16 protein-coding genes and 1 riboswitch are annotated in these 18,471 nt (G+C 45.7%); of the genes, 9 read left to right on the forward strand and 7 right to left on the reverse strand.

What is annotated here, in order from left to right; translation table 11 throughout:
• The first annotated feature begins 130 nt into the window (after positions 1-130).
• Both QUB33_RS25795 and QUB33_RS25800 read left to right on the forward strand, forming a co-directional pair.
• Complete coding sequence (locus QUB33_RS25795; protein WP_333356234.1) at positions 131-427, forward strand: hypothetical protein; 297 nt, start codon at positions 131-133, stop codon at positions 425-427.
• Positions 428-431: 4 nt separating this feature from the next.
• On the forward strand, positions 432-3,170 hold the full coding sequence (locus QUB33_RS25800; protein WP_333356238.1) for an nSTAND1 domain-containing NTPase: 2,739 nt from the start codon (positions 432-434) through the stop codon (positions 3,168-3,170).
• Between the two features lie 127 nt (positions 3,171-3,297).
• Here the strand turns inward: QUB33_RS25800 and QUB33_RS25805 are convergent, their stop codons facing one another.
• Positions 3,298-4,533: an RNA-guided endonuclease TnpB family protein gene (locus QUB33_RS25805; RefSeq protein ID WP_333356269.1), complete on the reverse strand. Its 1,236-nt coding sequence runs from the start codon at positions 4,531-4,533 to the stop codon at positions 3,298-3,300.
• Between the two features lie 408 nt (positions 4,534-4,941).
• On the opposite strand from QUB33_RS25805, the gene QUB33_RS25810 reads away from it, so the two are divergent.
• Positions 4,942-6,597, forward strand: a complete 1,656-nt coding sequence (locus tag QUB33_RS25810) for a SpoIID/LytB domain-containing protein (RefSeq protein ID WP_333356241.1) — start codon at positions 4,942-4,944, stop codon at positions 6,595-6,597.
• 342 nt (positions 6,598-6,939) lie between these two features.
• On the opposite strand, the gene QUB33_RS25815 is transcribed toward QUB33_RS25810, so the two are convergent.
• Together QUB33_RS25815 and QUB33_RS25820 are read right to left on the reverse strand one after the other, a co-directional pair.
• A complete protein-coding gene (locus tag QUB33_RS25815) occupies positions 6,940-7,239 on the reverse strand; it encodes a ferredoxin (RefSeq protein WP_190663602.1) in 300 nt (99 codons plus the stop codon).
• Positions 7,240-7,452: 213 nt separating this feature from the next.
• Positions 7,453-7,635: a hypothetical protein gene (locus QUB33_RS25820; RefSeq protein ID WP_333296627.1), complete on the reverse strand. Its 183-nt coding sequence runs from the start codon at positions 7,633-7,635 to the stop codon at positions 7,453-7,455.
• A gap of 132 nt (positions 7,636-7,767) precedes the next feature.
• On the opposite strand from QUB33_RS25820, the gene QUB33_RS25825 reads away from it, so the two are divergent.
• The 6 genes from QUB33_RS25825 (at position 7,768) to QUB33_RS25855 (ending at position 13,724) form a co-directional block, all read left to right on the forward strand.
• Positions 7,768-8,781 (forward strand): Gfo/Idh/MocA family oxidoreductase, encoded by a 1,014-nt coding sequence (locus QUB33_RS25825; protein WP_333356246.1) that lies wholly within the window; start codon positions 7,768-7,770, stop codon positions 8,779-8,781.
• Between the two features lie 128 nt (positions 8,782-8,909).
• Positions 8,910-9,818, forward strand: a complete 909-nt coding sequence (locus QUB33_RS25830; protein WP_333356249.1) for a DMT family transporter — start codon at positions 8,910-8,912, stop codon at positions 9,816-9,818.
• Between the two features lie 176 nt (positions 9,819-9,994).
• Entirely contained in the window at positions 9,995-10,402 is a 408-nt protein-coding gene (locus tag QUB33_RS25835) for a pyridoxamine 5'-phosphate oxidase family protein (protein WP_333356272.1), read from the forward strand.
• A gap of 170 nt (positions 10,403-10,572) precedes the next feature.
• Entirely contained in the window at positions 10,573-11,556 is a 984-nt protein-coding gene (locus QUB33_RS25845; RefSeq protein WP_333356251.1) for an aldo/keto reductase, read from the forward strand.
• A 60-nt stretch (positions 11,557-11,616) separates the two neighbouring features.
• Entirely contained in the window at positions 11,617-12,249 is a 633-nt protein-coding gene (locus QUB33_RS25850) for a glutathione S-transferase family protein (protein WP_333356254.1), read from the forward strand.
• Between the two features lie 578 nt (positions 12,250-12,827).
• Positions 12,828-13,724, forward strand: a complete 897-nt coding sequence (locus QUB33_RS25855) for a hypothetical protein (RefSeq protein WP_333356257.1) — start codon at positions 12,828-12,830, stop codon at positions 13,722-13,724.
• 156 nt (positions 13,725-13,880) lie between these two features.
• Here QUB33_RS25855 and psbA read toward each other — a convergent pair whose 3' ends face one another.
• The 4 genes from psbA to cobG form a co-directional block, all read right to left on the reverse strand.
• On the reverse strand, positions 13,881-14,963 hold the full coding sequence (psbA, locus tag QUB33_RS25860) for a photosystem II q(b) protein (protein WP_006631664.1): 1,083 nt from the start codon (positions 14,961-14,963) through the stop codon (positions 13,881-13,883).
• A 228-nt stretch (positions 14,964-15,191) separates the two neighbouring features.
• Positions 15,192-15,902, reverse strand: a complete 711-nt coding sequence (locus tag QUB33_RS25865; protein WP_333356262.1) for a precorrin-2 C(20)-methyltransferase — start codon at positions 15,900-15,902, stop codon at positions 15,192-15,194.
• Positions 15,899-16,528, reverse strand: a complete 630-nt coding sequence (locus tag QUB33_RS25870; protein ID WP_333065091.1) for a precorrin-8X methylmutase — start codon at positions 16,526-16,528, stop codon at positions 15,899-15,901. Before QUB33_RS25870 ends, QUB33_RS25865 begins: the two co-directional genes overlap by 4 nt.
• Positions 16,529-16,706: 178 nt before the next feature.
• Positions 16,707-18,224, reverse strand: a complete 1,518-nt coding sequence (gene cobG, locus QUB33_RS25875) for a precorrin-3B synthase (protein WP_333356266.1) — start codon at positions 18,222-18,224, stop codon at positions 16,707-16,709.
• 8 nt (positions 18,225-18,232) lie between these two features.
• Positions 18,233-18,312: riboswitch (adenosylcobalamin-variant (AdoCbl-variant) riboswitch) on the reverse strand.
• Between the last annotated feature and the right edge of the window lie 159 nt (positions 18,313-18,471).

Here is an 18,471-nt window from a genome sequence, read left to right on the forward strand (position 1 = left end):
TGGTGGCTGCGGGCTTTTTCATTCGTTTATTTTACCAGCTTTTGATACTTAAGTCTTTTTTGACCTGAATCCTTACCCTGAAACTTTAGATGAATTGTGCCGAGTCAGCGGAGGTCATCTGCGAAACTTGATGGGGATGCTGTTTGGTTGCTTGCAGCAAGAAGACCCTCCTATTTCGCAAAATGTGTTGAAATCAGTGATTCGCAGTTTCCGCGACAGTCTCAGTCGTGGCATTGATAATGATGAGTGGGAATTACTCTTTAAGGTGGTGAAAGAACAAAGCATTAATGGAGATAAAGAATACCAAGATTTGCTGCGAAACCTGTGGGTTTTTGAATATGTAGACACTCAAGGAAATTGGTTTGCGTTGAATCCGCTGTTGATGGAAACTGACAAATTTAAGCTGTGGCAGCAGCAAAATTCTTGAGATTATGGTAAACTCAAATCTAGCCGAAGATATTGCATCAGAAAATGAGCGATCGCTCTCTACTTTGGTACGGACGATCGCCCGCTTTCAAGGAAAGTTTTCTTTAACTATAGTGCGCTGCAATTATGCTAGCTTGCGTTTTGCAATGCTGGAAAAACTGCGCGATCGCTCGACTGTTGAATATCAAGAATTAGTCCTCGAACCGGCGACTAAAACACTTTATCAAACCCTTCTCAATACCGTCCAAGAGCAACCGCCGAAAGCTTTAATAGTTTTCGGTATAGAATCGGTGGTGGCGATTGATGATCTGCTAGCTGGGGCTAATAGAGCGCGAGACCAATTCAAACAAGATTTTGCTTTTCCGTTGATATTATGGGTGACGGATGCTGTACTGTCTAAATTTAGTCGATCGGCTAACGATCTGAAGTCTTGGGCTCCTCCTCCCATTCAGTTTACAATACAGCCCGATAATTTGATGAATTTGTTGTGGCAAAAAGCAGAGCAAGCTTTTGCTAATGTTGAAAATTTCAAATTAGATGACTGTAAAATTGAGTCTTTGAGGAATGACCTGTCAAGTTTTGGAGAAACATTAAACCCAGAATTGCACGCAAGTTGGCTATTTATTGGGGGTTTAGTTGCATTTCATAAAAGTCAAATAGATTTAGCACTAGAACATTATCAGCAAAGTTTGGCTTTTTCGCAGCAAAATCAGCAGTGGGAAAGGCAAGGAATTGTCTGCCAGAAAATTGCCCAAGCTTACAACCGCCAAGCTGAATTGCACCGGGCTGGAAGTCAGGATTATTGGCAAAAATCTAGAAAGTATTTACAGCAATATCTGGAGAGTTTTGAGCAAGCACAACGAAATGATTTAGCGGCTAAATGTATTAGCGAACTTGGCGAAGTGCTGCGACTTTTACAAGCTTGGGAAGAGTTGCAAAGTTTAGCAGTCAAAGCCTTAGAAATGCACGAAAATTGTGGCACTTCGAGTCAAGTAGCTGAAGATTACGGCTTTTTGGCTGAGGTGGCGCTGCAACGTTATGAGTGGGAAAAAGGTTGCGAATTAGCTAAATCAGCATTGTCTGTTTTAGAACAAGCAGAAGCTGGCAAAAAAGAGACTGGTTTATATCTGTTACTTTGGGCAAAAGCGCAGCGAAATCTCAGTCAACAGTCGGAGGCTGTTAAAAACTTAGAAGGGGCTAAAGACAATACGCAGCTTCAAGATGATGTGCAGCTTTATCTCAGGATTTTAGAAGAGTTGAGAACTCTCTATTTTGAGCAAAGCGAATATTTAAAAGCATTTGATTTAAAACTAGAACAACAGGAAGTTAAAAGCAAATATCGACTGCAAGCTTTTATTGGCGTCGGCCGTTTGCAGCCGCCGCAACAAACAATTAATCTTGCTTTAGAATCAGGTCAGTCAAAAGCTGAAATAGTTGAGGAAATTGTCGCCGCTTCCGGGCGTTCGCAGGATGTTAAACGGATAATTGAACGGATAGGTACACCTGCTTGCAAGCTGACTATCATTCACGGACAATCTGGAGTAGGAAAAAGTTCGATTATTCAAGCGGGGTTAGTTCCAGCCCTGCAACTTACAACTTTTGACGCGCGGGACGTATTGCCTATTTTATTGCAGTCTTATCATGATTGGGTGATGGATTGCGGTCAGTGTTTGCGATCAGGAATTGCAAAATTAAGAGGTGAGAGTTTATCTACTCCTATTGACACGCCGACAGCTATTCTGGAACAGTTACGACTGAATCAAAATCGCAATTTATTGACGGTATTAATCTTTGACCAGTTTGAGGAATTTTTCTTTGCTTGTCAAGACCAAAGTAGCAGGAGAGAATTATATGATTTTTTGGCTGAATGTGTCAATCAGATTGGTGAAGTCAAAATTATCCTCTCGCTGCGAGAAGATTATCTTTTCTACTTGTTAGAATGGAATCGCACGACCAATTTATCGATGATTGATAACGACATTCTCAATAAACGTATTTGCTATTACTTGGGTAATTTTTCGATACCCGATGCTAAAATTGTTCTCCAAACCTTAACAGAAAGGTCTCAACTTGATTTTTCTGAAGGTTTGGCAAACGCCCTGGTAGAAGATTTAGCAGGTAAACTTGGCGAAGTGCGGCCGATTGAGTTGCAAATTGTGGGGACGCAATTGGAAAAACGGCAGATTACTAAACTGGGTGAATATCAGCAACTTGGCAGTCAGGCAAAGCTCAAACTGGTTAAGGATTTTTTAGATGAAGTTATCGCAGATTGTGGTAAGGAGAATAAAGATATTGCCAAAGTTGTCATGTATTTACTGACGGATAAAAAGGAAACTCGTCCTCAGAAAACTTTTGCTGAATTAGCAGCAAATTTACGAATAGAGTTAGTAGAATTAGAGTTAGTTTTAGAGATGATCGTTAAATCGGGATTGGTATTAGAAGTGCCGGGAACTCCGAAACGCTACCAACTTGTTCACGATTATTTAGTGCCTTTTGTCCGCCAATGGGAAAATGCTAAATTACTAGAAATAAGGGAAAAAGTTAAGGAGGCTGAAACTTTAACTCAGAGCGCCGAAGAACTCCTAGAGAAAGTACAAAAAGATTGCGACCAAATACAAGAGGAATCAGAAGAGTGGTTAGCAAGACTAAAGAGAGCTTTCAAAATTGTGGCTATATTTATTATTATTAATATAATTATGTTGAGCATTATATTGGTCGATCTCATTATAAGGGGAGTAGCGTAACAACAACTAAACCAAGCATAGAAATTGATAAAATTAGAGCGATCTGCAAGTGATGCTTTGAGACTGTTTGAGTTGGGAAATAATCAAATAGAGCGATCTAACACGCAAGCTGATACAAGAATGTGAACTACCCGCCACTAACCGCAAGCGGCTTGATGGGGGCTTCTGTACTCACAGGCGAATGCCTCAAAACAGACTGACGCCCGCTATGAGGTCTTACTTCCCCTCCTACAGCAGAAACGGCTGTTCCATCCGTCTGTAGCATTCTGATTCCTTCTGTTCTAATATTTGCAGCAGCGTTTCCATCTCGATCGTGATGAGTGCCACAATGGGGACAAGTCCAGTCCCTTACATCGATCGGCATTTCATCTATTTGATAGAAACAATTAGAACAGAGTTTGGAACTAGGGAACCATCTATTTATCTCTACTAACTTTCCACCCTTACGTTCTAATTTATAGGCTAGAAAATTAGTGAATATTCCCCATCCACAATCAGATATTGCTTTAGCTAAGCTATGATTTCGCACCATGCCTTTGACATTAAGATTCTCTACTACGACAACTTGGTTTTCGTTGACTAGCTTATGCGAAAGCTTGTGTAGAAAATCTTGACGTGCGTTTGATACTCGCTCGTATACCCTAGCGACTATTTTTTTTTCTTTGAACCTTGAGTTACTACCATCTTCTTTTCTGGCTAATTTTTGCTGTTTCCTCTTGAGATTTTTTTCATGCACAGCTAAATGTTTGGGATTGCTATATTTAGATACTTTCTCTCCATCGTGAGTTACTGCAAAGTGCTTAACGCCTAAGTCAATACCTATTACATTGCCCTCAGTTGAACTCCGTGGCATTTCTCCCTCTGTCTCAACTAATATCGAGGCAAAATATTTTCCAGCAGGTGTTTTGCTCACGGTAACAGTTTTCACTTTTCCATCAATCTGTCGATGAATCTTAGCTCTCACTTCCCCGACTTCACCAGGAATCTTAATAGTGTTATTGGCTAATATTTTGACGTTTTGAGGGTATTGAATAGATTGCTTACTTTTCTTTGACTTGAATCTCGGAAATCGGCTTCGACCCTCAAAGAAATTTTTATAAGCTGTAACTAATCTGAGAGTAGTAGCCTGCAATACCTGACTGTAGCAATCAGCCAACCAAGATGTTTCTTCTTGTTTCTTGAGTTTGGGCAATATGGCATTTAGCGCTACTTGTCCTATTCCTTTACCTGTTTCTTTGTAAGTCTCGATCGACTTATTTAGGGCAAAGTTCCACCACCAACGCGAACAACCAAACGCTTGAGCCAACTTTTGTTCTTGGCTGTGCGTTGGATAGATTCTAACTTTGATAGCTTGGTGTTGCACGAGATATTTTGACGACTTCTCTATGTTGAATATAAAATTACTGTGTAGCCTTGTCAAGCACAGGGTTGTTTTTCGTTTTTTGGTCGCTCCATACCTTCGTACTACGACTTCAAACAAGGAAAATTACTTGGGGGAGCTTGGGTTCAAAGTCAAAACGCTGAAATTTGGTCAACCGGTGCACAGTGCACACCCTACAAACTCAATCGGTGCACAGTTTTTGTAGACGCGGTTTCAACCGCCGTCTGCATCTATAGTCTCGGCGATTGCAACGCTCGCGATCTCGCAATGACACGCTTAGCTAGCCCAAGCTTATTGGCCTATCTTCCGGAATCCCGCTCTAGCAGCCGCCAAATGTGCTAACGTACAATCAAAAATCCCCAAATTTCAACTATCGGGAGATAGATCACTGTGTCCGCTCAAGCACCTCCAACTCCCAATTACAAATGGTTTAGCTGCATTTCTAGGACTGTTTTCACCGCATTGTGCCTGTTGCCCCTTTTCAGCGCTGCGGGATACGCCCAAACTCCCCAAAATAGACCCATCAAAATCGGCGTAGTGCAGCGGTTTGGCACCAAAGCAACCGACAAACTAACGCTGAAAGCATTACCGGGCGACAGTTTAACATTGAGTTACAAAACTCCTCAAGGCATAGAAACCAAAACTGCTGCTAGCGTCAAGTTAGAAATAGCCCCAAAACCTCTGGAATCGCCCTTAGTAGAAGAACGAGTTGTTCTGAGCTCCCACCGCAGTTTCGAGAGTGCAGAAGATAGCGCCAATCAGTGGCGCGCCCAGGGAATTGATGTAGAAATTGCTCAACCTTTTCGCTGGCAAGTTTGGGCGAAAAGAGATACTTACAACTCTCCTTTGGTGCGGCGCTGGCTGTTGCAAAGTTTGCAAGCTCAAGGGAACACAACAGCTTTTTTGGATTCCAAAGTTTTTAAACAAATACCCCAGGCATTTTGGGTTTTAAACGGCTTTCGTTTCAACCGCAATGAGTTGGATGTGACGGCGGGGAAAAATGTGATTGAGGTATTGGAACAAACCACCCAAGAGGCGACAGCTACTGAACCAGAAAAAGCAATTCAAGAAACTCACCGTTATGGCGGCAGTTTGCACCTGCAAAAAAATGCTTACGGCACTTATACTTTGGTAAATAAAGTGCTGACCGAAACTTATTTGCGGGGTGTTGTTCCTCACGAAATAGGGGCTTTTTCACCTTACGCTGCGATTGTCGCTCAAACTATTTTGGCCAGAACCTACGCCCTGAGAAATTTGCGCCGATTTGCTGTGGATAATTATGAGTTGTGCGCTGATGTTAACTGTCAAGTTTATAAGGGTTTGACCGAGGTTTACCCGCAAAGTGATAAGGCGATCGCCCAAACGAGCGGTTTGGTGCTAACTTACGAAAATCAGCTAGTAGACGCGCTTTATTCCGCGTCTAGCGGCGGCGTGACAGCCTCTTTTAACGATGTGTGGCAGGGCGCGGAACGTCCATATTTGCGATCGATCGTCGATTCGCCTAATAATGTCTGGGATTTGTCAAAGCAGAGTTTGTCTGACGAAAACAACCTCCGCCGCTTTCTCAGTTTGCAAAAAGGGTTTAATGAGGAAAAAGAAGACACTTTTCGGTGGCGCGAACCAGCTTCTTTGACAGCGATTGGTGGATTTCTCAAACAGTATCTTCAGAAGAAACAGCACCCGCTGGCTAATTTGAAAACTGTCACTCAGGTGGAAGTGGTAGAAAGGTCGCCCGCAGGCCGAGTTTTGCAAATGAAGGTTCAAACTGACTTGGGCCCCATCGATATCGACAAAGACGAGATTCGCAATGCTTTTTACCCGCCGATTAGCACGCTTTTTTACCTAGAACCAATTTACAATCCCGACAAAACTCTCAGTGGTTATGCTTTTGTCGGAGGCGGTTTCGGGCACGGCGTGGGAATGAGTCAGACTGGTTCTTACAATTTGGCTAATTTGGGCTGGAATGGATCTCAAATTCTGGGCTTTTATTTTCCCGGCGCTCAAGTTGTGCCGCTCAGCGATAACATTACATCTTGGCGCGAATAGTCGATCGCACTCGGCATAAGAGGCGGCGATTTAATTCCCCATTAAACAAACAAAGTCCGCCTTTGCGGACTAAATATCAGTCGTAAAACTTTTAGATTTTAGACTTGGGATTCTAGATTGGTTTCACAGTTAATCTAAAATCTGCCATCTAAAATCTAAAATTATTTTGTCAGCTATCTGCTCCAACAGCTATGAATTCATAGCTGGGAGTGACAGACTGCTGGCGGCTTTGTTGCAATGTTAGACACAGAAACCCGGTTTCTTAACATAATTGCCGTATTTCAGCTTAATTCTGGAAACGAGAAACCGGGTTTCTTAGGGTATCACGCAGAGCGTCGTTTCTTAGTAGAGCGCTTCTTCTTGGTGAGTTTCGATCGTACAGTCAGACTTGGGATAGGCTACGCAAGTGAGGACAAATCCGGCCTCGATTTGGTCGTCGTCCAAGAAAGATTGGTCGGATTGGTCAACTTCGCCTTTGGTGATTTTGCCGGCGCAGGTGGAGCAAGCTCCAGCGCGGCAAGAGTAGGGGAGGTCGAGTCCTGCTTCTTCTGCAGCATCAAGAATGTAAGTATCGTCATCAACGTCAATGGTCTGGTTAATTCCTTCGGCTTCGCTGATGAGGGTAACTTTGTAAGTTGCCATGCACTAAATCCTCTCAAAAATTCAACAAGATTGATAATTTTTCCTAATGCAACCTTCAAGGCTCTATTAGCTTTGAGGTTAGGTCTTAGGTTCGTTCCCTCTATGATAGTAGGGGAAAGAAGCAAGGTTGCAACACTTATTTACAAAAAATTTGAATGGGATTAGTTATAACTTTTTCTAATTTCATCTTTATTACTTATACCTATCTTGGATTCAGCCTTGTGATACTGTTGCCGCAAGACTTGCGCTAAATAATCCGGTTTCTAGGAAAAATCCTGTTTTGAGCCGTACAGCACAAAAACCTGGTTGTTGGTATGCGGTGTGTCGATCGAGTTTCAGCAAGACTTGCTGCAAGGCAAGTCCCAGCAGGCGGTGAAATGTATAGTTAGATCGCATCAAGACTTGGGGGTTGAAGGCTCGAGCGAATAAATCGCACCACAACCACAGCTTAAAATCTGGGCGATAGAACCCTAAACCCCAGCAGCGCAAGTCTGTAACTATCTAAAATCTTCTTAAATCTCAAATCCCATGACTAATATTGATACTCGCTTTGGTTTTTCGGTTAATTCTCCAATTCGCGTGGGCATTGTGGGTACTGGTTTTGCCGCTAAGTTGAGGGCCGAGACAATTCAAGCTGATGGGCGATCGCACTTAGTAGCGGTTGCTGGCCACAGCCCGGAGAAAACCGCAGCATTTTGTCAAGGGTTCGGGGCAGAAGCTGCCGTTTCTTGGCGCAAGCTGGTAGAAAGAGACGATTTAGATTTGGTGATTGTCTGTACGGTGAACCGGGATCACGGGGCGATCGTCCTGGCCGCGCTAGAAAATGACAAGCACGTTGTGGTGGAATATCCTCTATCTTTAGACGTATCTGAAGCAGAAAGGGCGATCGAACTTGCCACCCAAAAGCAAAAACTCCTCCACATCGAACACATCGAACTGTTAGGCGGTTTGCACCAAGCAATCAAAGAATCTTTGCCCTTAATCGGTAAAGTTTTTTACGCCCGCTATGTTACTATTGCTCCTCAACGTTCCGTACCGCAGCGGTGGACTTATCAACATTCCCTTTTTGGATTTCCGTTAGTTGGTGCAATTTCGCGACTGCACCGATTTACTGATTTGTTCGGGGAAGTAACAACCGTTAACTGTCAAGCTCAATTTTGGGACAGTCAGCCGGATTTCTACAAAGCTTGTTTGTGCAACGCACAGTTGCGCTTTCCCAATGGCATTGTGGCTGAAACTGTTTATGGAAAAGGAGAGACTTTTTGGCAATCGGAAAACATTTTTACCATCTACGGAGAAGCAGGAACGCTGGTTTTTACTCCTGAATCCGGTCAATTAATTCAGGGAGAAAATCGGCAGGACATCAAAGTAGGGACGCGGCGTGGTTTGTTTGCCAAAGACACCGATATGGTGTTGGAATATTTGTCAAACGGTACGCCTTTGTACGTGAATAATGCAAGTAGCTTGTACGCTTTGAAAGTGGCAGACGCTGCGAGGCGATCGAGCGAAACCGGGCAAAATGTGGCGCTAAGGAGTGCGTAAGTCCTCGAATACTTCCTTTATCTATTAGCCGGCTCAGGCGGACGAGAGTTTGACTTGCAGAGCGGTTTCAACCACCTCTTTCATAAAGGAGGTAAAGAACTTTTAACTCGCTCTATATTGGAGAGTCAATGAAATCCTACTGGGAAAATTTTCACTTAAATTCAGAAACTATCGGCTTAATCTACGGTTTTTTGGGTGTAGTTGGATTTAGCTTGACATTACCGGCAACCAGAGCCGCTGTGATAGATTTAGACCCGCTTTTTGTAGGTTTAGGACGCGGATTAGTAGCAGCTATACTAGCAGCCTTTACTCTGCGGATAACGCATCAACCCATTCCATCAAAACAGCAACTTGGGAGTTTATTAGTTGTCGGATTGGGAGTTGTTTTGGGATTTCCGGTACTATCGGCTTGGGCAATGCAGCAAGTACCTGCCGCCCACGGTGCTGTGGTGTTAGGAGTGTTGCCTTTAGCAACAGCGATAGCGGGGTTTTTACGAGCTGGCGAGCGCCCTGATTTCCGCTTTTGGATTGCCAGCATTGTCGGTAGTACAACCGTTGTTGTTTTTGGAATTATTAGTGGCGCCGGCCAGCTTCATCCCGCAGATTTAGCTTTGTTTGGAGCTGTAATTGCTGCTGCTTTGGGCTATGCTGAAGGTGGGCGATTAGCTTTGAGTTTAGGTGGATGGCAAGTGATCTGCTGGGCATTGGTGATTGTAGCTCCTTTTGAGGTTTTGCCAACAATATTTGTGGTATTAAAACAAGGTTTGACAGCTTCACCAATAGCCTGGTTAGGTTTTGCTTATGTGAGTGTTGTTAGTCAATTTATCGCATTTTTTGCCTGGTATCATGGTATGGCAATTGGTGGAGTTGCACGGATAGGTCAAATTCAGTTATTGCAACCATTTTTGACGCTTCTGGCTTCGGCAATTCTGCTTAGTGAGACTTTAGAGCCGATCGCCCTAGTCACGGCCTGTTTGGTTGTTGCTAGCGTAGCTGTGGGTAAAAAAGCATCAATTAAGCGGGCAGAAGATTTGTGAGGCGATCGCTTTCTCAACAGGCTGCTGAGTCCAATCATTGACTTTCACCTATCGATTCCATCTAACGACAGATGTAAAGCCGGGACTATTTCTCTTCAATACTAGCAATCAACTGAATTTTTAAGAGAAAAGTAATGTTAGATATTGATGAAATGAGCTAAAAAGAAATACACCAGCTGCGACACCAAGTAGGATACGGTCATCTTGGCTGCATACACGAAGGCAAACCCTACGTGATGCCAATGAGTTATTATCTCGAAGATTCGGACATCTACCTGTTTACAACCGAAGGCATGAAGACTCATGACATAGACGCAAATCCTGAAATCTGTCTACAGGTTGAAGAAATAAATGATCCGCTTCATTGGCGCAGCGCGATCGTGAATGGTCGAGCCTCCCGCCTCACAGTTCAGGAAGACATCGATCGGGCAATGCACTCGATCGAAGAGCGCAATCCCACGCTCTCACCTGCTATCAATCGAACCTGGATTGATGCTCAGGGACGTTCAGAAGCGATCGCAATCTACGGCATCGACGCGAGTGAAATGAGCGGACGCACGACTGATGGAGTCAGCAGTCGCTAAGAACCGAGATACCTCAAACGTTCTAGCATGAATTAACTTTATGCGATCGCCATTGATGCAGATGCCATTGCCCGTGCGATCGCCTATGCCATTGAGCAGCCCGGTGATTTTGATGTGAATGAAATCATCATCCGTCCGACACGTCAAGAACTTTAGAGTCAGAGAACATTATGAAACAGCGAAAACTCGGCAATCAAGGATTAGTGGTTTCGGAACTAGGACTCGGCTGTATGGGGATGTCCGAGTTCTACGGCATAGCCGATGAGTCAGAAGCGATCGCCACCATTCATCGCGCCTTAGAGCTAGGCGTGACTTTGCTCGACACGGCTGATATGTATGGTGTCGGTCACAATGAAGAGTTGGTCGGCAAAGCAATTAAAGACTGTCGAGATCAAGTAATTATTGCCACGAAGTTTGGCAATGTACGCGGTAGGGACGGCAGCTTTAAGGGCGTCAATGGCAAACCCGAATATGTCCGCTCTTGCTGTGATGCCAGTCTCAAACGTCTGGGCGTAGATACGATCGACCTTTACTACCAGCACCGAGTCGATCCAAACACTCCCATCGAAGAAACCGTAGGCGCAATGGCGCAGCTCGTCCAAGCCGGGAAAGTTCGCTACCTTGGTCTTTCCGAAGCCGCGAGCGCCACGATCCGCCGTGCCCAAGCAGTGCATCCTATTTCGGCACTCCAGACTGAATATTCGCTCTGGAGTCGGGAGCCAGAATCCGAGATTTTGCCCACCTGCCGAGAGCTAGGGATTGGGTTTGTGCCTTATAGCCCTCTGGGGCGTGGGTTTCTCACGGGCAAAATCAAGAGCCGCGACACGTTATCTGAGGGAGACTATCGGGCTGGGCTATATCCTCGCCTTCAAGGCGATAATCTCCAGCAAAATCTGGAATTAGTCGAGCAGATAGAGCAGATGGCCGCCGCTAAGGGCATCAAAGCTGGACAGTTGGCCCTGGCATGGGTATTAGCCCAAGGCGAAGACATTGTGCCAATTCCAGGCACCAAACGCCGCACCTATTTAGAAGAAAACATTGCTGCAGCCGCTGTAACGCTGACTCCAGCAGAACTAGACCAGCTCGCCAAAGCGCTGCCATTAGGAATTGCCGCCGGCGATCGCTATCCCGATATGAGTACCGTCAATCGTTAGGAATTGGGGCGAGTAAAGTATTCTTAACTACGGCTAAATTTTGGAAAAGAGCGATAAATCATGTCAAAACTTATTGTTTGGGGAACACCCGTCAGTACCTATGTCCGTACCGTCCGGCTGCTGCTTGAGGAAATAGGCGCAGACTATACCCTCCACAGCGTTGATATCTTCAATGGTGAAAGCCAGTCCCCAGAGTATCTTGCTAAGAATCCCTTTGGTAAAATCCCCACCCTTGAAGTAAATGGGGAACTGCTTTATGAAACGGCTGCTATTACCGAATACCTGGATGCCACTTTAGCCGATCGCAAATTTAGCTTTTCCGATCCAATGCTTCAAGCTCGGATGCGTCAAATCATGGCGATTATTGATAGCTATTTCTATGGCCCTGCGATTACCACCATTGTGATTCAGCGATTGATTGTGCCGAGTCAGGGGGGTAACACAGATGAGGCTAAAGTCAAAAATGCGATCGCGCCTGCACAAAAGGCTATAGAGGCGATCGAGTCGCTAGCTACGCCTAGCCCCTATCTGCTCGGCAGCCAAGCGAGCATTGCCGATTTCTATCTGATTCCCATCTTTATCTACTTTTCCCAAACTCCAGAATTTGAAGTGATTACCGCTCAAACGCCAAAACTACGGACGTGGTGGGATCAGGTTAGCCAGTTGCCCAACGTCAAAAAAGTGTGCGCGTAATTGCAGTCAAGATGAAGCCCTTTTAGGGGCAGAAATCAGCGTGTCGGCTCCCGATGGTAGCGTAACAATGAAAATTATGTCAGTCTTGACGGTTTTAATCGGTCAAGAACGGACTTGAGGAAGTTTAATGCAAGCGGATTAATGCAGTTGAGATTGCTGGGCTTGCAATTTGTAGATAATGCCGATGCCGATCCTGGGACTGATGGAGTGGACCTGTTTACCAAGCAGGAACACTTTGTCAAGAACTATAGCAAAAGCATAGGTCAGGAATGGAGTTATAAGGGATATACCGTAGATAAATTTCGCTATCCAGACGAGCTGCGGCTACCTAGAAACATTACATGGGGCTACCTCGGTCTTCGTGCGTCGCATTCAGGGAAAGCGTTTTCTTTATCTCACCGGAATGTTTGTCGATTATATCGAGAACTTTGTGTTGAACGTCTAATTGAGATTGTACTTAATATTAATCCCTATAGGGGTGTGAATCGGCTTTTCATCCCATGAGTGGGCCGAGATTGTTGAAGAAGTGCGATCGCTATTTGATTGCCAATAGATGTAGTGTTTGAAAAGTGATACTCATGTTAAAAAAATTAAAAACCATTACTCTTTCCACTCTTCTGGCGTTAGGAACAGCTACGCGGGGTACTACCGCACCTCTCCCTAGTCCTAATAATCAAGGGGATTATATGGGAAGAGCTTATCATACTTATTGGGAAGTCGTAGATCCAGACCCAAATGGGTTAAATTGTCGCATGACAAATTCTTCTTTTGAAGAACTTATGCGTGCTGACAACCGCACTCCATTTGAGTTTTTTAATTGGTCTTTAGTTGGTGTCTTAAAACAGGGACAGCGTTTTGAAAGCTTTCCTAGTAATGCTGCGGGTACTTTCAACGATACCAGGGGTTTACCTTGGCTTTTTGTAGGAAAAAGCTACCCTGCTGGTGCAGCGCAAGGTTGTTTCGTTCGCGCTAATAGTCAATTTGTCAAACCAATACAGATGTCACCGACTCGCGTACAACCCCAAACGAGTCAACCGCTAGCAAATTCCACAGCACTCCCGATGGAGCTTGGTTTTGACGAAGGATTTGGATCGATTGTAGTACCAGAAAGCGATACCACAGCATCGGCGTATGGAGGACGCTTAAGGCGATATGATGTTCACATTGCCAAAATGTTTGAAGTCACCCACTTTATGTGTCAACAAGGGAATTTAACACCCGGTATTACTTGGAATTACGCGGCTGGAGGTGGCAGGATTAATATGGGAAGTTTTGAAATAACCTGCCGACTTGCTAATCAAATAGCTAGTGCCTACGGTTTAGGTAAGTCGGAACCTACGAATGTGACTTTTTCGGCTGGTGAAGTAGGTCGCCCCGCTGTCAGAAGTTTCAACATTCCCATCCTAGATATTACAGGTGATAAAGTACCACGCTGGGTGAGTTTTGTGCAGGGATTTGAGCCAGTGAGGAGGTAGGGCGAACACAGATAATATGCTCTACTGTCACTTGGAGCAATGTACCTTAATAAAATAGTTGAGAGGAGTTTATGCCGATAAAAATATTTTTATTTTTCCCCAAACAAAAAGCGCCCCTATTTCTAGGAGCGCTTTTTGTAAATCAAAAGCTAAAACTTAGCCGTTGATAGAAGGAGCAACCATTGCTACTGGGGTGGTTTCACCAGCAGCCAAGTCGAGCGGGAAGTTGTGAGCGTTGCGCTCGTGCATTACTTCCATACCCAAGTTAGCGCGGTTGATGACATCAGCCCAAGTATTGATGACACGACCTTGAGAGTCGATAATCGATTGGTTGAAGTTGAAACCGTTCAAGTTGAAAGCCATCGTGGAGATACCCAAAGCGGTAAACCAGATGCCGACAACTGGCCATGCACCTAACAAGAAGTGCAAAGAACGGCTGTTGTTGAATGAAGCGTATTGGAAAATCAAACGACCGAAGTAGCCGTGGGCTGCGACGATGTTGTAGGTTTCTTCTTCTTGACCGAATTTGTAACCGTAGTTTTGTGATTCGGTTTCGGTTGTTTCACGAACCAAGGAAGATGTTACCAAGGAACCGTGCATGGCGGAGAACAAGCTACCACCGAAGACACCAGCTACTCCCAACATGTGGAACGGGTGCATCAGGATGTTGTGCTCTGCTTGGAACACGATCATGAAGTTGAATGTACCGGAGATACCCAAGGGCATACCGTCAGAGAAGGAACCTTGACCGATCGGGTAGATCAAGAATACTGCGGTTGCTGCTGCAACTGGTGCAGAGTAAGCGACGCAGATCCAAGGACGCATACCTAAGCGGTAGGACAGTTCCCATTCGCGACCCATGTAGCAAAATACACCGATCAGGAAGTGGAAAATTACCAATTGGTAAGGGCCGCCGTTGTACAACCACTCATCGAGGGAAGCTGCTTCCCAGATTGGGTAGAAGTGCAAGCCGATGGCGTTGGATGAAGGAACAACTGCACCTGTGATGATGTTGTTACCGTACATCAAGGAACCTGCTACTGGTTCGCGGATGCCGTCGATGTCCACTGGAGGAGCAGCGATGAAGGCGATGATGTAGCAGATGGTGGCGCTCAGGAGGGTAGGAATCATCAAGACGCCGAACCAACCTACATAAATGCGGTTGTCTGTGCTTGTTACCCACTCGCAGAAGCGTTCCCAGACATTGGCGCTTTCGCGCTGCTGTAAGGTTGTTGTCATTTGTTTATGATTGCTTTATTTGATTTTCAATGTTCGTGACGGCTTTGTGTTCCGCCATGTAAATAAACATAAAGCATATTCTAAGGTTTGTAAAGTATTTTAACAACAGATTAACTAATCAAAGTTATAAGTTTCACTTATCAATATGAATAAAACTGGATAAACAGGTAAGAATGCACAAAAAAGTAGGTAAAGCCTGGAAGCGCGTCGCCTTCAGGCATAGAAATATTAAGATACAGATTTTTGCTGGCTAGGTATCATAATGAGAGCCCAATAGGGAACTTCAGCGGGCTCGACATCTGCGATCGCCCGAATTCGCTGATTCGGCATAGTTGCGCGTTCTATATAAAGTGCTCGATCGAACTGTCCCAACTCAATCAGCACGTCCCGGACTTTCGCAAAATGCCTCCCCAGCTTAATAATCACAGCAGCATCAACAACCGCCAGTCGATCGCGCAAAACCTCAGCATCCAGCGTCGCAGGCATAATACTTAACACATCGTTACGATAAGTCAGCGGCACTCCCAACGCAGCCGCACTCGCCATTGTCGAAGAAATTCCCGGCACAACTTCAGTGGTAAATCTCGCCGACAAACGGTTGAATAGATACATAAACGAGCCGTAGAGAAAAGGTTCGCCCTCACACAGCACCGCCACATCCTGTCCCTCGCTCAGATGGGCGGCAATTTTCTCGGCAGCAATATCATAATAAGGTTGAGACGATCGCGTCGGACTAAAAGGCAGCGGCATCGGAATCTCAATTTGCTCCGGGCGCAGATAATCTGCGACGATCGCCCGCGCCAGCACCTTACCATTTTCCATCGCCGGATAGGCAATCACCGGCACCGATTGCAAAATCCGATAAGCTTTCAAAGTAATCAACTCTGGATCGCCAGGACCAATACCCAAACCGTACAATTTACCACTAGCCTTAGTCATAATTCATCCTTTTTCGCTAACGCATTCACGGCCGCCGTTGCCATTGCACTGCCGCCGCGCCGCCCGTGCAACGTAATAAATGGCACTCCCCGACTGTTGGCGGCCAGTTCGGCTTTGGATTCGGCAGCCCCCACAAATCCTACCGGGAAACCCAAAATTAAAGCCGGTTTTGGTGCTCCGGCATCCAGCATTTCCAGTAATCGGAACAAAGCAGTCGGGGCATTGCCAATTGCCACAACCGCACCCTGCAAGTTGTCCAGCCATAAATCAAGGGCCGCCGCCGATCGAGTATTTCCTATTTGCCGCGCCAACTCCGGGATTTCGGAATGCCAGAGGGTGCAAATCACCGGATTGTCAGCCGGAAGGCGTTTGCGAGTGATGCCTTCGGCCACCATCCGGGCATCGCACAGAATCGGCGCACCTGCGACGAGGGCTTGGCGCCCGCAGGTGGCTGCACCGGGGGAAGCTGCTAAATCTGCAACAATATCGGTCATGCCGCAACTGTGAATTAGTCGTACGGCTACCGATTCTAAATCGGGCGGCAAGCTTGACAAATCTGCTTCGGCTCGAATTGTGGCGAAGGATTTAATGTAGATTTCTGTTCCGTCTCGAATGTAGTCAATCATTGTTTAAAACTGCTATGGGAATTTTGTGGGATTTGTGAAATAGATTTTTTGAATGAACCGCGAAGGCGCGTTCGGCGAAGCCGTTCCCGAAGGGTAGGACGCGAAGCAAGAAATCTCAAGAGAGATAGAAACAGAAATGCTTAAAATTTGTCTGTTTTTATGGGATATTTTTTCACTTTCAATTCCAATTTTCGATGCTCAACAACTCCTGCAATTGGTCGATCGCCTGCCGATCGACAAACTCACCTAATGACTCCCCAGGCTCTCGAAACCGCTGATACACTCGCAACATTCGCTCGATCGCATCGGGCATCTCGATCGCACTCACCGCCTGAAAAATTTGTCGTCCGAAGGGCAAATCTTTTCTACCCGCATAAATGTCGTAACCTTCGATCTTCTCGTCTCCTCGCTCAATCTGAATTCCTACCAGCGTGATATCAATGGGCTGGTGCTGGGCGCAGGACTTTTGGCAACCGCTGAAATGAATGTTAATCGGCAGGTCGATCGTCAATTTTTGCGCTAAATCCCTCACCATTGCTAGGGCGTGACTTTGAGTATCTGTCGCCGCCGACGCACAGCCACTGCTGCCGGCACAAGCCACCAAGCACGAATCTAGGCGAGTCACCGACGAGTGCAATCCCAAATCGGCCACTTGCTGTTTTACCTCAAAAAGCTGGGAGTTGGGGATATCAGAAATCAACAGATTTTGCCACGGCGTAAGTCTCAGGGTACCGCTGGCTAGCTTTTGGGCTAAATTCGCCAAATTCCGCAGTTGCTTTGATTCTAGCCTACCGAGAGGCAGTGCAATTCCCATGTAGGAGAAACCGGACTGTCGTTGAGGATGAATGCCGAGATGTCGGTGATGGGGGAGGGATTTTTCAGATGAGGCATTTTGGCTGTTTTTGGGAAAGGTGCAAGATGGGAATTGCCATGAAAATGGTAAATTCTGCTGTACCCTTTCTAGATAACTTTCAGCGCCCCAATCTGCCAGCAGGTGACGCAAACGCGGTTTTTTGCCATCAATTCGAGGTCTATTTTTGGTGTATTCAAGATAGGTGCTAGCGAGGGCGCCTAATACTGAAATACATTGCGATTCTTGGATTAAAATTCCTGTATCGCCGTTTAAATGCAGCCGAAAAACGATTCCTGATTGGGTTGAACGACCGCATGCAGCTAATAAAATATCGTTGCGTAAAGCCTGGATCGAAACCGATTCCCCGCCGTCTAAGCCAATACTGAACTTAGGCGAAAGTTCCGACAACTCGGAATGTGTTTGCAGGTAATCATCCCAAGCTTTCACTAGCGGGCGAGTATCCAGTAACTGCTGGCGATCGATCCCTGCTGTCGGACTTGCCATTATATTGCGAATCGGGTCAACTTCAACGCGGCGAGACGCTATCCCCAATTCCTGCAAGCGGTTCCAGACTTCCGGGGCAATTTCCGAGTTCACTTCTCGGATTTGCAAATTTGCCCGATTTGTCACTTGCAAACAGCCGGTACTGTATTGATCCGCCAAATCGGCGATCGTCCAACACTGCTGGGCGTTTAAAATTCCGCCCGGAATCCGCATTCTCGATAAAACTCCGTCTCGGGCTTGGGAACCGTAAAATAAACCCGGACAAGTCGGCAAATCAGTCAAAGCTAACAAATAATCTCCTCCCCGTGCTACGCAGGGAATCCAAAAGTAAACGCCCACAAAGCGCCCCCGAAATCGGCATTCTGACTTTTACAGTTGCGGCACAGCGCCGGAATTGCACCGGACTTTCCCGCTTTCAGGTTTTAGAAAGGTATCACGACCTGACCGACAGAAAGCAAAACCCTCAACTTTCTTAACAAAACCCCGGGCGATCGCCTACCCCTGTCTTTTCATCAGCTTTCCTAATCGCAGTCATCAGTTTAACTGTCGCTCAACCCCTTTACAAACCTTAACAACACCGTTAATA

The sequence above is a fragment of the Microcoleus sp. B3-A4 genome, from assembly GCF_036705385.1.
Lineage (GTDB): Bacteria > Cyanobacteriota > Cyanobacteriia > Cyanobacteriales > Microcoleaceae > Microcoleus.